Below are 12,995 nucleotides of genomic sequence, written 5' to 3'. Positions count from 1 at the left end.
GGGCATGCGGGAACGAGCTGGCTCGCTCCCGCAGGTCTTAGCGACTCGCTTTTTTCTTCGGCACTATCTTGCGCAAAATCTGTTGTGCCTTGCCGGTCAGTCGTTTCAATTTCGATTCCTTCTCCGGCGCGCTCAAGCCCTGCTGTCTGAGCCAGTCCTTCCATCTGATCCGTTCATCGCGCACCAGCCAGCCTTCCTGCAGGGCGAAGCTCTCCGCCAGGAACAAGCCTCGGGTGCTGGCCGGAATCAGTTGATCCTTCTTCAGCGTGTACAGTTCGGCGCATGGCTGGCCGTCTTTGAGGGGCATCAGGTACAGGTCCGGACGCTGGCGGTCCAGGCGTGCCACCAGTTGGTCGCCTTCCAGGCGTTCATCCACATGAAACAGGCTCAACGACTTGGCTTCTTTCGGTACTTCCAGGCGCAAGTCGTAAATCAACTGCAACGATGCTGTCGGCAGGTGCACATAGGCCTGCGGACGTTCGATCAACTGCATGTTGGCGCAGCGCACCGGGCGGGCCGCGCCGGACAAGGGCGACAGGCGAAACGGCAGGGCCTCGCGGTAATGCAGGGCGGCAGAATAGGGCGCCGGTAGCCAGGTGTCGTTGAAGCGGCCGCCCAGCCAGCCTTCCGGGGTTTCCAGCAGGCACTCTTCGGCAATTTCCTGGATCGCGGTGTGCAGTGGCAGGTTCAATTCATGGGCGGGCACGTACCCGGAAATCAGCTTGAGTACCACATCACCGCGGTCCTGTCGGCGCTGGCGTACCAGCACCCAGTAATCACGATTCTGCCAATGCAGGGTCAGTCGCACCGAGACCCCGAGGTTGGCCAGTTCCATCGAGAAACGTTCGGCATCTGCCACCTCCACCGGCTTGCGGCGTTGCAAGGTCTGGGCGAAGTTGAGCGGCATGCCCACGCTCTGGTAGCTCAGGCCTTCGGGGGTGGCTTCGACGTACAGCGGCAGTGTCTTGAAGTTGCTGGGATTTTTTCTTATGAGCGTTCGCGGCATGTCGGCTCCTTCTTGCGTCGGGGTCGGCCGCGTCGGCGGCATCAGAGTTGACGAATGACCTTGGCAGCGGTCGCCACGTTATGGGCCAGGTGCAGCGGGTTGATGGTCCCGACAATAGCACTGGCTACGCCGGTTTGCGCAAACAACATCATGAAACTGGCGTGAACTGGATCCACTCCAGGTTCCAGGCAAACATGGCCGCTGGCCAAGGCTTTTTTTACCAGAATGCCTTTGCCATGGGTCGCCGCATAGTCAATGACGGCTTTCTCGGTCTGTTCGTTCAGATTGTAGGTGATCATCGCGCAATCGCCCTGTTCCAGAGCCTTCACACCGCCCTCGACGGTCTTGCCGGAAAAGCCGAAGCCGCGAATCTTGCCCTCGCGCTTGAGGTCCGCAAGGGTCTGGTAGACCTCGCAATCGTTCAGGATATGCAAGTCATTGCCGTCGGAATGCACCAGCACCAGATCAATGAAGTCCGTTTCCAGTCGCTGCAGGCTACGTTCGACCGAAAGCCGCGTATGAGCGGCGCTGAAATCATGCAGGGACACGCCGTCGGCGAACTCTTCGCCGACTTTGCTCACGATCACCCAATCCTTGCGTTGACCGCGCAGCAGCGGCCCGAGACGTTCTTCACTGCGGCCGTAGGCGGGTGCGGTGTCGATCAGGTTGATCCCCAGCTCGCGGGCCTGACGCAGCAACATGCGTGCCTCTTCATCGCCGGGGATCTGGAAGCCGTTGGGGTATTTCACGCCCTGGTCGCGTCCCAGCTTGACGGTTCCCAGGCCGAGTGGCGATACCAGCAGACCGGTGCTGCCCAACGGGCGATGAAGTTCATGCAGGGTCGGCAGGCTCATGGCAACAATTGCTCCCACGCAGGTTGTGCGAGGGTCGGGCGCGGCAGCTCCGGCAGTGGATCGTTGCTCAGCGGCTTGATGCCGTCGCGTTCCAGGGCGTTGATCACCCGATCAGCGAAGTCCGGTGCCAGCGCCAGTTTGGTCGGCCAGCCCGCCAGCAGGCGGCCCTGTTCGGCGAGAAAGGCGTTGTCCGGGCGCGTCATGCCCGATTGCAGGGGCTCGGCGCGTTCCACGCGCAAAGTGGCCCAATGGGTCTGGCTCATGTCGATCCAGGGCAACAACTGGGCAAGCTCTTTTTGCGCGGTGGCAATCTGTGCGTCCGGGGTACGGGCCACGCCTTCGGCCTCGGCGATATCTCCACCGATATACCAGACCCAATTACCATCGGCCGCCGGATGCGTGGTGACGGTGAGCCGTGGCTTGGTGCCGCCACCCAGGCAATGGGCGTACAAAGGCTTGAGACCGGGGCCCTTGGCAATGATCATGTGCAGCGGGCGCTTTTGCATGGCCGGCTGGCTCAGGCCCAGCGCTGTCAGCACATCAGCCGTACCGCCGCCGGCACTCAACACGATGCGTTGGGCGCGGATCTCGCGGTCGTCGACCTTCAAGCCGACCAGTTCGCCGCCTTCCAGCAAGGGGGCAATCTGTTGCCCGGCCAGCAGCCCGTCGCCGGCCAGTTGTGCCAGGCGCGCTATCAGGCTCGGCACATCGACCACCAGTTCAGCCAGGCGATAAACCTTGCCCTTGAAGCGGCGATCTTGCAAGGCGATGGGTAAATCGTCGCCCTTGACCTGATCGACCCGGCCGCGCACCGCCTTGCTGGCGAAAAAGCTGGTGAGGTTGCCGGCCAGGGTGCCTGGCGACCATAGATAGTGGGCTTGGGACAGCAGGCGTACGCCCGACAGATCGAGTTCGCCGTCGCCGGCCAAGGCTTCACGCCAGCGGCGGGGCATGTCGGCAATCGCTTCGGACGCGCCGGTCAGGGCACCGTGCAACGCGTATTTCGCACCGCCGTGAATGATCCCTTGGGATTTCACGCTTTGTCCGCCGCCGAGGGTGGCGTTTTCCACCACAATCGTGGAAAACCCCTGGCTGCGCAGGCGCGCATTGAGCCAGAGGCCGGCAACCCCGGCGCCGACGATCAGCACGTCGGTGGAAATAACGGATGGCATGGGCGTCGGACCTCGGCGGCTAAAAACAGGCAGTATACCGCGCAGCTACAAGTTTCAAGCTTCAAGCGTCAAGTTAGAGGCGGTCTGCATGGTTTTTTCTGGTCGCTTGCAGTTTGCAGCTGCTTTTAATGGCCTGCGGTTTTCGAAAACAGCTGAATCACCACCACGCCGAGCACAATCAAGCCCATCCCCAGCATCGCCGGCACGTCGAGTTTCTGCCCGTAGATAAACAGCGCGGCGATGCTGACCATGACGATTCCCATCCCGGCCCATACCGCATAAGCCACGCCCACCGGTACGGTGCGCACTACCAGCGTGAGCATCCAGAAGGCCACGCCATAGCCGACAATGACCAGCAGCAGCGGAATCGGCGTGCTCCAGCCCTTGATCGCTTTCATGGAAACGGTAGCGATCACTTCCGAGCAGATGGCAATGGCCAGGTAGTAGTAGGCGGCGTTCATGGGTGAATCCTCGGTGTGTCGTACAGATGAGGTCGGTATTCTAGTGGCTTCTCAGATGCGGTAAAGTCATTACCTATCCGAATTTAAGATGGGTTTGGCCATGAGCGTGCAATGGAACCTCGATCAGATGCGCCTGTTTGTCAGCGTCGCCGAGCAACGGTCGTTTTCGGCGGTGGCCCGGCACCAGCGCAAGGCGCAATCGGCGGTCAGCAATGGCATTGCGTTGCTGGAGGCGGATTTGGGGGTCAGTCTTTTCGAGCGCAGCAGCGGGCGTCAGCCGCGTCTGACCGAAGCCGGCGCGGTGCTGCTGGAGGAGGCCCGGGAAGTATTGCGCCAGTGCGAGCGCCTGAATGGCCGCGCCCTGTCGTTGCTGCGCGGCGAAGAAGCGAGTCTGCGCCTGGCCCAGGACGAGGCGATGTTGTATCAGCCGGTGCTCGACAGCCTTGAAGCGTTGGCGGGGAAATTCCCCAGTCTCGAAGTGCAGTTGTCCAGTACGGCCCAGGGCGATGTCGCACGCAAACTGGTGGAGCGCAAGGCCGACCTGGGGCTGTTGTTCTACCATGACCAGATCCCCGAGGCGCTTGAGCGGCGTGTGGTCGGCAGCGTGGAAATGGTCACGGTCTGCGGTGTCGGGCACCCGATGGCCAGCGACACGTTCGTCGATTGCCAGCGCCTGGCGCAATTTCGTCAGTTATTGATGTCGACCCAGACCAGCGTCTATCCCGGCAGCGAAGCGGCCAGTCCGCAGGTGTGGCGCGCCGACAGCTTCTACGTGCTGGCCGAGTGGCTGGTCCGTGGCCTCGGTTGGGCGTGGTTGCCACGGCATGTGGTGCAATACCCGACCTATGTGGAGCAGATGGTCGAACTGGACAGTGAATGGACCCCGCCGGCCTTGGTGGTGGAGCTGGTTTGGCGCCGTGACGAACCGCTGGGTCCGGCTGCGAGCTTTCTTGCTGAGCGTTTTACCGAGTGCTTGCAGGCGATCGATTGAAAAAGCCGATAAACTCCGCCGCCATGAATAGAACTCTCTACAGCTGTCTGTTTTACCTCGCGCTGCCATGGGTGGCCTTACGTCTGTGGCTGCGCGCGCGCAAGGCGCCGGCCTATGCCAAGCGCGTCGGCGAACGCTTTTCCTATGGCTTGCCGGTCATGCAGCCGGGCGGGATTTGGGTGCACGCGGTATCGGTGGGCGAAAGCATCGCCGCCGCGCCGATGATTCGTGGCTTGCTTGAACGTTATCCACAGCTGCCGATCACCGTGACCTGTATGACGCCCACCGGTTCCGAGCGAATCCAGGCGTTGTTTGCCAACCAACCGCGCATCCAGCACTGCTATCTGCCCTACGATTTGCCCTGTGCCGCCAAGCGTTTTCTGGATCGGGTCCAGCCGAAGCTGGCGGTGATCATGGAAACCGAACTGTGGCCCAATCATATCCACCACTGCGCCAAGCGCGGGATTCCGGTGGCATTGGCTAACGCACGGCTGTCGGCCCGATCCGCCAAGGGCTACGCACGTTTCGCCAGACTCACCGCGCCGATGCTCGCGCAAATGAGCCTGTTGGCGGTGCAGACCGAAACCGAAGCCGAGCGTTTTCGCAACCTTGGCGCTCGTCCGGAAACGGTCGAGGTCACGGGCTCGATCAAGTTTGACCTGAGCGTCGACCCACAACTGCTCGAACGTGCCGGCGCCTTGCGGCAACAGTGGCAGGCCGGCGAGCGCCCGGTGTGGATCGCCGCAAGCACTCACGAAGGCGAAGATGCAGTGGTGCTCGCCGCTCACCGTCAGTTGCTGGGCAGCTATCCCAATGCGCTGTTGATTCTGGTGCCGCGTCATTCGGAGCGTTTCAACAGCGTGTTCGAGCTGTGCCGACAACAAGGCTTTGCCACGGTGCGCCGCTCCAGCGGTGAGCCGGTCACGGCCGACACCTCGGTATTGCTGGGCGACACCATGGGCGAATTACTGTTTCTGTATGCCCTGGCGGATAGCGCCTTTGTCGGTGGCAGCCTGGTGCCCACGGGCGGGCATAACCTGCTGGAGCCGGCGGCGTTGGGCAAACCGGTGATCAGTGGCGCGCATTTGTTCAACTTCCTCGAAATCGCCGCGATGATGCGTGACGCCGGGGCATTGCGCGAAGTGGATGATGCCGACGGGCTGGCCGAGGCCGTGCGGCAATTGTTCGAGTTGCCGCAGGATGCACAGAAAATGGCGCAGGCGGCGCTCAAGGTGATGCAAGCCAACCAGGGCGCGCTGAAGCGCTTGCTGGATGGCTTGGACAAACTACTTAACCGCTGAGCAACACCAACCAAATGTGGGAGCGGGCAAGCCCGCTTCCACATGGGTTATGCGGTGAGCTTAATAGCTCGAGCGAGCCTTCAGTTGCTCGGCCGCGGCCTGCGCCAAATCCGGTGGCAAGAAGTCTTTGTCCGGGTTGTAGTCGGCCTTCAGGTAGCGTGAGAGATCCTGCAGATCCCCCGGATTCAGGGTGCCCGCCGCCTGTTTCAAGCGCAGGTTGTCGAGGATGTAGTCATAGCGGCTGTTGTTGTAATTGCGCACCGACGTATACAACTGGCGCTGGGCATCGAGCACATCGACGATATTGCGCGTGCCGACCTGATAGCCGATCTCCGTGGCTTCCACCGCGCTCTGGTTGGAGATGATCGACTGGCGGCGTGCCTGCACCTGTTCCACATCGGTATTCACCGCGCGGTGCAGGTTGCGCGTGTTTTCCACCACCTGGCGGCGCAGGCCTTCGCGCTGTTGTTCGGTCTGGCCCAGGCGCGAATAGGATTCGCGCACTTGCGAGCTGGTGAGGCCGCCGCTGTACAGCGGGATATTCAGGCGCAGGCCGATAGTGCGTTGCTCGACATCGCCGCGATAAGGCTGGCCGAAGGCATTCGGATTACTGAAACCCAGGGCGTCGTTGTCGCCTCTTTCGTACTGTGCCACGGCATCCAGCGTCGGGGCGTGACCGGCCTTGCGTTGCTTGAGGGTTTCCTCGGCCGCGGTGACCGCGTAGTTGCTGGCCAGCAGATTCAGATTCTGGCGGCCGGCCGTATCGACCCAGGCCTTGGCGTCATTCGGGACCGGAGGCAGCACCGGCAGCGTGTGGACGATGCCCTGGATCGAGTTGTACTGGCGGTTGGTCAGGGTGATCAGCGCTTCAAAAGCGTCGTCGACCTGGCGCTGGGCCAGGATCCGATTGGCGCGAGCGGTGTCGTAACTGGCCTGGGATTGCAGCACGTCTGTCTTGTCCGACAGGCCCACATCGAAACGTTCGTTGGACTGGTCCAGCTGGCGCTTGAAGGCGGCTTCTTCGGCCTTGGTCGAGGCGAGATTGTCCTGGGCGCGCAGTACCGCGAAATAACTTTCGGCGCTCTGCAGAATCAGCTCTTGCTCGGTGGCCGAGAGTTGCAGCGCGGCTTGCTCGTTGACGGCTTCGGCGGCTTGCAACTGGAACCAGCGGTCGGCGCGAAACAGCGGCTGGCTCAGGGTTGCTCGCCAGGAATGCGCGTCACGATTGGCGGTGGCCGCCGGCTGATCGATCTGCGTGCGCACATTGTTGATGTCGGCACCCGCCGAGAGGTTGGGCAGCAAACCGGCGCGGGCCTGGGGCACCACTTCTTTTTGCGCGCCATATTGAGCGCGGGCGGCCGCCAGGTCGGCGTTGTTGTCCACCGCTTCCTGATAGACGCTGACCAGGTCGGTTTTGGTCGACAAGGGCGCTTCAGCTGCCCAGACCATTCCATTGGTCGCACAAGACACGGCAAGGGCCAGTGAGAGTTTGCGCAGCATGAGGCGATCCCTAGATGAATATTACGACTATAATTTAGCGCTCAAGGCTACGGCGAGCATTGTGTAGCGTCAAGGCGTTGAAGCAGTAGCCGAGTGTAGTGGCCGCGTCGCGACGCAACAATCCTGTAATTGCGCCATTCATCACGCTGAATACACCGGCGTTGGCAATTTGCCCGTTGCATGGTCTAGACTGGCGGCGTTCTTGTCGGGGTGCCTTGCTATGAGGCTGAGATCGGTAAATACCGGATCCCGTTGAACCTGATCAGGTTAGCGCCTGCGTAGGGAACAAGATTTCTCGTCACCCGGCGAGTCCTCTTGTGCTTCGTCCGGGATGTTGTTCGACAATCGAACAGCCTCGTGCGCCAAGCACAGCACTTATTCTCAGTGCGTCCAGCCGTCCCAGGTTCGCTCCGACAAAAATCCACTGCCTGGATGTGTCTGGAGAGCCCGTGATGACTACAAAACCAAAAAACACCGTGCATTTGAGTGAGTCGGCCAAGGTCGATCAGCAGTCAGTGCAGCCGTTTACCCGCTCGCAAAAAATCTATGTCCAAGGCACTCGCCCCGACATCCGCGTGCCGATGCGTGAAATCAGCCTCGACGTCACGCCCACCGATTTCGGCGGCGAAATCAATGCACCGGTTGTGGTGTATGACACGTCCGGCCCCTACACCGACCCGAACGTCATCATTGATGTGCGCCAAGGCCTGGCCGATGTGCGTTCGCCCTGGATCGAGTCGCGTGGCGACACCGAGCGCCTGGCCGGCCTCAGCTCGCATTTTGGCCAGCAGCGCCTGAGTGATGCCGAGCTGACCGCCCTGCGTTTCGCCCATGTGAAGAACCCGCGCCGCGCCAAGGCCGGGGCCAACGTCACGCAAATGCACTACGCGCGTAAAGGCATCATCACCGCCGAGATGGAGTACGTCGCCATCCGCGAAAACATGAAGTTGGAAGAAGCCCGCGCCAGCGGCTTGCTGGACCAGCAGCACGCCGGCCACAGTTTTGGCGCCAGCGTGCCGAAAATCATCACCCCGGAGTTCGTGCGCGAGGAAATCGCCCGGGGCCGCGCCATCATCCCGGCCAACATCAACCACACCGAACTGGAGCCGATGATCATCGGCCGTAACTTCCTGGTGAAGATCAACGGCAATATCGGCAACAGCGCCCTGGGTTCGTCCATCGAAGAAGAAGTGGCGAAATTGACCTGGGGCATTCGCTGGGGCTCGGACACGGTGATGGACTTGTCCACCGGCAAGCACATCCATGAAACCCGCGAATGGATCATCCGTAACTCGCCGGTGCCGATCGGTACCGTGCCGATCTACCAGGCCCTGGAAAAAGTCGGCGGCGCAGCCGAAGACCTGACCTGGGAGTTGTTCCGCGACACCCTGATCGAACAGGCCGAGCAGGGCGTTGACTACTTCACCATCCACGCCGGCGTCCTGCTGCGCTACGTGCCACTGACGGCCAAGCGCGTCACGGGCATCGTGTCCCGTGGCGGCTCGATCATGGCCAAGTGGTGCCTGGCGCATCACAAGGAGAACTTCACCTATACGCATTTCGACGAAATCTGCGAAATCATGAAGGCCTACGACGTCAGCTTCTCCCTCGGGGACGGCTTGCGTCCGGGCTCGATTGCCGACGCCAATGACGCAGCGCAGTTCGGTGAGCTGGAAACCCTCGGTGAGTTGACCAAGACCGCCTGGAAACATGACGTGCAAACCATGATCGAAGGCCCGGGCCATGTGCCGATGCAGTTGATCAAGGAGAACATGGACAAGCAACTGGAGTGCTGCGACGAGGCGCCGTTCTACACCCTCGGCCCGTTGACTACCGACATCGCACCGGGCTACGACCACATCACTTCAGGGATCGGCGCGGCGATGATCGGCTGGTTCGGCTGCGCCATGCTCTGCTACGTCACACCCAAGGAGCACTTGGGGTTGCCGAACAAGGATGATGTGAAGACCGGGATCATCACTTACAAGATCGCGGCTCACGCGGCTGACTTGGCCAAGGGGCATCCCGGCGCGCAGATCCGCGATAACGCGTTGAGCAAGGCGCGCTTCGAGTTCCGTTGGGAAGACCAGTTCAACCTGGGCCTGGACCCGGATACGGCGCGTTCCTATCACGATGAAACCTTGCCGAAGGATTCGGCCAAGGTCGCGCATTTCTGCTCGATGTGCGGGCCGAAGTTCTGCTCGATGAAGATTACCCAGGAAGTCCGTGAATATGCGGCCAACCAGCGGATCGAGGCGGTGGATGTGGATGTCGCCAAGGGGCTGGCGGAACAGGCGGAGCGGTTCAGGCAGGAAGGGAGCCAGCTTTACAAGAAGGTCTGATGGGTGGGGCGGGGTACATATCCGTTGCTGCGGTTATGGCTGATATGGATTCCGCCCTTACGGCCAGCCCTTTCGAGGTCTTTGGGGGCATGCGGCAAGCTGAAGAGCTGTTTTGATCTGCGGTGGATGGTTTTTTGTGTTTGGCTTGAGATCCACCCCTCACCCCAACCCTCTCCCCAGAGGGGCGAGGGGGCTGATTGGGGGATATTGGCGATCTACGTCGACCTGAAAGATCGGCTTTGAATCCGTAATCAAAAACGATTTTTCAGGTCGCCGATTTTCTCAGCACACTTCGCTCAGTTCCCTCGCCCCTCTGGGGAGAGGGTTAGGGTGAGGGGCGACTCTCAAGCCTTTTCAAAGACCTTGAAAGGGCTAATAGCCGCCATTGCCGCAGCAACGGCTATGTTCACGCCCCACTATCACCGCCCCAAAGGCACCAGCTCCGGCTTGATGATGCCTTCAAGGCGCGAATAAGGAATCTGCAGCTCGACATGGCCCAGGGCATACGGGGCGATGGTCGTGGTCGGGTACTTGAGAATCACGCCACTGGACGTCAGCGCCACGTTCGGGGTTTTCTGAAACGGCCAGGCTTTCACGTAATCCGGCTCCAGGCTCAGGCGGGTGCTGATCAGCCAGCTGTTATGGGCGACCAGGCCGGCTTTCCAGAACGCCTCTTCCTTGCCGGGCAACAGCATGTCAGTCAGGCTCAGGGCCTTTTGTTGCTGGCGCGAGTAGTTGATGAAGCCGCGACCGGGTTCGCCGTGGGCGCCGCCTTGGTCCAGATAACTGGACAGTTCGATGATCACCAAGCCGTCATGCTGCTCGCGTACCTTGGCCTGCAAATACATGCTGTTGCGCGGGCCGGACTCGCGCAGGAATTTTTCCCGATAGGCATTGAGCGTCGCTGGCAGCGGGGCGCTCGGTGTGGTGCGGGTCATTTCCAGCAGCCGTTGTTCGATCAAGGCATCGAGTTTCGGTTCTTGGGCAAAATGCACGGTGTCGATGTTCACCAGCGGGCAATCGGCGGTGGCGCAGCCCGCCTGGGTTTGCTCCGATGCATCGCGAGTGACGTCCAGCGGCGCGCGGTAACTGGGTTGGAACAGGCTCTGACACGCGCCGAGCGTCAAGGCGATACAGGCCACGGAGGCAATTTTTAAAAGCGACATGTGCGTCCTTCATAAAACGGAGAAGAGCGAAAGATATGCGGCTTCGACTACCGGCATCGCAGTCAGTTCGCCACTAAGCTGATTACAGAGAGTTTGACGCCAGCCGTCTATCCCGGCAACCGGAAAGGGGCTGCACCGAGGGCCAATGGCGCTGTAGGATGGCGCGATGTCGAGGGACACCTCGAAATCAATGTGCAGGAAACGAGGGTTGATATGACCAACATTGCGAAATCGACGCCGAGCCAGATCGAGGTCGTGCAGCGCGACACCGCCTATCAGGGCTTCTACAAGCTTGATCGCGTGCAACTGCGCCACGGGAAATTCGACGGTGGCCTGAGCCGGGTGATCAACCGTGAAGTCTTCGTGCGTCACGATGCCGTGTGTGTCTTGCCTTACGACCCGCAGCGCGATGAAGTGGTGCTGATCGAGCAGTTTCGTGTCGGTGCCATGGGCCGTACCGATAACCCGTGGCTGGTGGAAATGGTCGCCGGGTTGATCGACAAGGACGAGCAGCCGGAGGAGGTTGCACACCGTGAAGCCGAGGAGGAAGCTGGACTGACCTTCTCTGCGCTCTGGCCGATCACCCAGTATTTTCCGTCACCAGGGGGCAGTACCGAATTCGTCCACTTGTTCCTGGGGCGCTGTGACAGTAGCGGTGCGGGCGGCATTCATGGACTGGAAGAAGAAGCAGAAGATATTCGCGTCACCGTCTGGGCCTTTGAAGACGCCCTGCAAGCGGTGCGTGACGGAAAAATTTGCAATGCAGCCAGCATTATCGCCCTGCAGTGGCTTGCGCTTAATCGCGCGGAAGTGAGGGGGTTATGGCAGTAAAGGCGCGTGAACGCTACCGGGTTGACCTGATCGGGCTGCAAGCTGCCTGCGAGGCCAACTATGCGCGGCTGATGCGGCTGCTGCCGGACATGCGCCACGCGCCCGAGGCACGGCGCATTGCCGTGACCCACGGTGACCAGATGCTCGGGGTGCTGACCCTGGAAGTCATCCTGACCTGTCCTTATACCAGCACGTTGAGGGTACGCCAGGAACACAGCCTGCCATGGCTGCCAGTGCCGCAGCTGGAGGTCCAGGTTTATCACGATGCGCGGATGGCGGAGGTGATCAGTGCCGAACATGCGCGGCGCTTTCGCAGTATCTATCCTTATCCCAATGTGTTCATGCACCAGCCCGATGAGAAAGCCCAACTCAATGTGTTCCTCGGCGAATGGCTGAGCCATTGCCTGGCCTTGGGCCATGAGTTTGAAGTGGTTCGGTAGCGGTAATCTGCGCGCGCCCGTCTCGCGGGTTTTCTCTTTTCTGTGTACCCCAGCATAATTACGCCCATTGCCCATTCCTGTGATCACGTCCTGGGAGAACGTCTTGCCGAGTGTATCCACCTCGAACCCCGATGCTGCGGTGCTGCTGGTGCAACTGTCTGACAGCCACCTGTTTGCCGAACCCGGCGCCCGGCTGCTGGGCATGAATACCCGCGACAGTCTGCAACGGGTGATTGATCTTGTGCGGGCGCGACAGCCGCGGATTGACCTGCTGTTGGCCACCGGGGATTTGTCCCAGGATGGCACGCTGCAGTCATACCAGCTGTTTCGCGATATGACCCGTCAAATACCGGCACCGGCCCGCTGGATTCCGGGGAATCACGATGAGCCGCGGATCATGGTCGAGGCCACCACGGGCAGTGCGCTGCTGCAACCCGTGGTGGATGTGGGCAACTGGCGCGTTACCTTGCTGGATTCCGCCGTGCCGGGCTCGGTGCCGGGCTATCTGGCAGACTCGCAATTACAGTTGCTGGCGCAATCCCTGAGCGAGGCGCCGACCCGCCATCATCTGGTGTGCTTCCACCATCACCCGGTGTCCATCGACTGTGCCTGGATGGAGCCCATCGGCTTGCGCAATCCCGAGGCGCTGTTTGCCGTGCTTGAGCGTTTTCCACAGGCCAAGGCGCTGCTCTGGGGGCATGTCCATCAAGAGATCGACCGTGAGCGCAATGGCATACGGTTGCTGGCGTCTCCCTCGACCTGCATCCAATTTGCCCCCGGCAGTGAGGATTTCAAGGTGAGCGAAGAGGCGCCCGGCTATCGCTGGTTGCGACTGCATGCGGATGGGCGACTGGATACGGGCGTGGAGCGGGTTGCAGGCTTCGCGTTTCAGGTGGACTACGGCAGCAACGGCTACTGATTTTCCCTGTAA

Annotated in this window: 12 protein-coding genes and 1 riboswitch; of the genes, 6 read left to right on the top strand and 6 right to left on the bottom strand. The window is 61.0% G+C overall.

The features are described 5' to 3' along the window. Positions 1-37: 37 nt before the first annotated feature. The 4 genes from AC6CIA_RS09485 to AC6CIA_RS09470 all read right to left on the bottom strand — a co-directional run bounded on the left by AC6CIA_RS09485 (position 38) and on the right by AC6CIA_RS09470 (position 3,493). A complete protein-coding gene (locus AC6CIA_RS09485) occupies positions 38-1,006 on the bottom strand; it encodes a metal ABC transporter ATPase (RefSeq protein WP_498311650.1) in 969 nt (322 codons plus the stop codon). A gap of 41 nt (positions 1,007-1,047) precedes the next feature. Continuing rightward, the gene (locus tag AC6CIA_RS09480; RefSeq protein ID WP_498311649.1) at positions 1,048-1,860 is read right to left on the bottom strand and encodes an aldo/keto reductase; all 813 of its coding nucleotides are present in this window, start codon (positions 1,858-1,860) and stop codon (positions 1,048-1,050) included. Next, on the bottom strand, positions 1,857-3,032 hold the full coding sequence (locus tag AC6CIA_RS09475; protein ID WP_339532245.1) for an NAD(P)/FAD-dependent oxidoreductase: 1,176 nt from the start codon (positions 3,030-3,032) through the stop codon (positions 1,857-1,859). The genes AC6CIA_RS09480 and AC6CIA_RS09475 overlap by 4 nt, the downstream gene beginning before the upstream one ends. 125 nt (positions 3,033-3,157) lie before the next feature. Next, positions 3,158-3,493, bottom strand: a complete 336-nt coding sequence (locus AC6CIA_RS09470; protein ID WP_003188013.1) for a DMT family transporter — start codon at positions 3,491-3,493, stop codon at positions 3,158-3,160. Positions 3,494-3,593: 100 nt separating this feature from the next. Between AC6CIA_RS09470 and AC6CIA_RS09465 the strand changes: the two genes are divergently transcribed. Together AC6CIA_RS09465 and waaA are read left to right on the top strand one after the other, a co-directional pair. Next, the gene (locus AC6CIA_RS09465) at positions 3,594-4,484 is read left to right on the top strand and encodes a LysR family transcriptional regulator (RefSeq protein WP_498311648.1); all 891 of its coding nucleotides are present in this window, start codon (positions 3,594-3,596) and stop codon (positions 4,482-4,484) included. Between the two features lie 23 nt (positions 4,485-4,507). Next, entirely contained in the window at positions 4,508-5,785 is a 1,278-nt protein-coding gene (waaA, locus tag AC6CIA_RS09460) for a lipid IV(A) 3-deoxy-D-manno-octulosonic acid transferase (RefSeq protein WP_498311647.1), read from the top strand. Positions 5,786-5,845: 60 nt separating this feature from the next. On the opposite strand, the gene AC6CIA_RS09455 is transcribed toward waaA, so the two are convergent. Next, positions 5,846-7,285 (bottom strand): TolC family outer membrane protein, encoded by a 1,440-nt coding sequence (locus AC6CIA_RS09455; protein WP_498311646.1) that lies wholly within the window; start codon positions 7,283-7,285, stop codon positions 5,846-5,848. Between the two features lie 196 nt (positions 7,286-7,481). Next, positions 7,482-7,587: riboswitch (TPP riboswitch) on the top strand. 150 nt (positions 7,588-7,737) lie between these two features. Between AC6CIA_RS09455 and thiC the strand changes: the two genes are divergently transcribed. Further along, positions 7,738-9,627 (top strand): phosphomethylpyrimidine synthase ThiC, encoded by a 1,890-nt coding sequence (thiC, locus tag AC6CIA_RS09450; RefSeq protein WP_498311645.1) that lies wholly within the window; start codon positions 7,738-7,740, stop codon positions 9,625-9,627. A gap of 419 nt (positions 9,628-10,046) precedes the next feature. On the opposite strand, the gene AC6CIA_RS09445 is transcribed toward thiC, so the two are convergent. Beyond that, complete coding sequence (locus AC6CIA_RS09445; RefSeq protein WP_498311644.1) at positions 10,047-10,793, bottom strand: RsiV family protein; 747 nt, start codon at positions 10,791-10,793, stop codon at positions 10,047-10,049. A 213-nt stretch (positions 10,794-11,006) separates the two neighbouring features. Between AC6CIA_RS09445 and AC6CIA_RS09440 the strand changes: the two genes are divergently transcribed. The 3 genes from AC6CIA_RS09440 to cpdA all read left to right on the top strand — a co-directional run bounded on the left by AC6CIA_RS09440 (position 11,007) and on the right by cpdA (position 12,983). Continuing rightward, positions 11,007-11,624 carry an NUDIX domain-containing protein gene (locus AC6CIA_RS09440; protein WP_498311643.1) on the top strand — a complete coding sequence of 206 codons (618 nt, stop codon included), beginning with the start codon at positions 11,007-11,009 and terminating at the stop codon, positions 11,622-11,624. Then, positions 11,615-12,064: a DUF1249 domain-containing protein gene (locus tag AC6CIA_RS09435; RefSeq protein WP_084379674.1), complete on the top strand. Its 450-nt coding sequence runs from the start codon at positions 11,615-11,617 to the stop codon at positions 12,062-12,064. Before AC6CIA_RS09440 ends, AC6CIA_RS09435 begins: the two co-directional genes overlap by 10 nt. Positions 12,065-12,167: 103 nt before the next feature. Next, positions 12,168-12,983: a 3',5'-cyclic-AMP phosphodiesterase gene (cpdA, locus tag AC6CIA_RS09430; RefSeq protein ID WP_498311642.1), complete on the top strand. Its 816-nt coding sequence runs from the start codon at positions 12,168-12,170 to the stop codon at positions 12,981-12,983. The last annotated feature ends 12 nt before the right edge of the window (positions 12,984-12,995 follow it).

This window comes from Pseudomonas sp. GQ91, from assembly GCF_059758795.1.
Note: the sequence above shows the minus strand (reverse complement) of the source record. Positions and strands in the feature narration are given on the sequence as shown.

Coding starts and splice junctions, on each gene's coding strand:
- AC6CIA_RS09435 (WP_084379674.1), top strand. CDS start 11,615: ATGGCAGTAAAGGCGCGTGAACGCTACCGGGTTGACCTGATCGGGCTG.
- AC6CIA_RS09465 (WP_498311648.1), top strand. CDS start 3,594: ATGAGCGTGCAATGGAACCTCGATCAGATGCGCCTGTTTGTCAGCGTC.
- thiC (WP_498311645.1), top strand. CDS start 7,738: ATGACTACAAAACCAAAAAACACCGTGCATTTGAGTGAGTCGGCCAAG.
- AC6CIA_RS09485 (WP_498311650.1), bottom strand. CDS start 1,006: ATGCCGCGAACGCTCATAAGAAAAAATCCCAGCAACTTCAAGACACTG.
- AC6CIA_RS09480 (WP_498311649.1), bottom strand. CDS start 1,860: ATGAGCCTGCCGACCCTGCATGAACTTCATCGCCCGTTGGGCAGCACC.
- AC6CIA_RS09470 (WP_003188013.1), bottom strand. CDS start 3,493: ATGAACGCCGCCTACTACTACCTGGCCATTGCCATCTGCTCGGAAGTG.
- AC6CIA_RS09445 (WP_498311644.1), bottom strand. CDS start 10,793: ATGTCGCTTTTAAAAATTGCCTCCGTGGCCTGTATCGCCTTGACGCTC.
- waaA (WP_498311647.1), top strand. CDS start 4,508: ATGAATAGAACTCTCTACAGCTGTCTGTTTTACCTCGCGCTGCCATGG.
- AC6CIA_RS09455 (WP_498311646.1), bottom strand. CDS start 7,285: ATGCTGCGCAAACTCTCACTGGCCCTTGCCGTGTCTTGTGCGACCAAT.
- AC6CIA_RS09475 (WP_339532245.1), bottom strand. CDS start 3,032: ATGCCATCCGTTATTTCCACCGACGTGCTGATCGTCGGCGCCGGGGTT.
- AC6CIA_RS09440 (WP_498311643.1), top strand. CDS start 11,007: ATGACCAACATTGCGAAATCGACGCCGAGCCAGATCGAGGTCGTGCAG.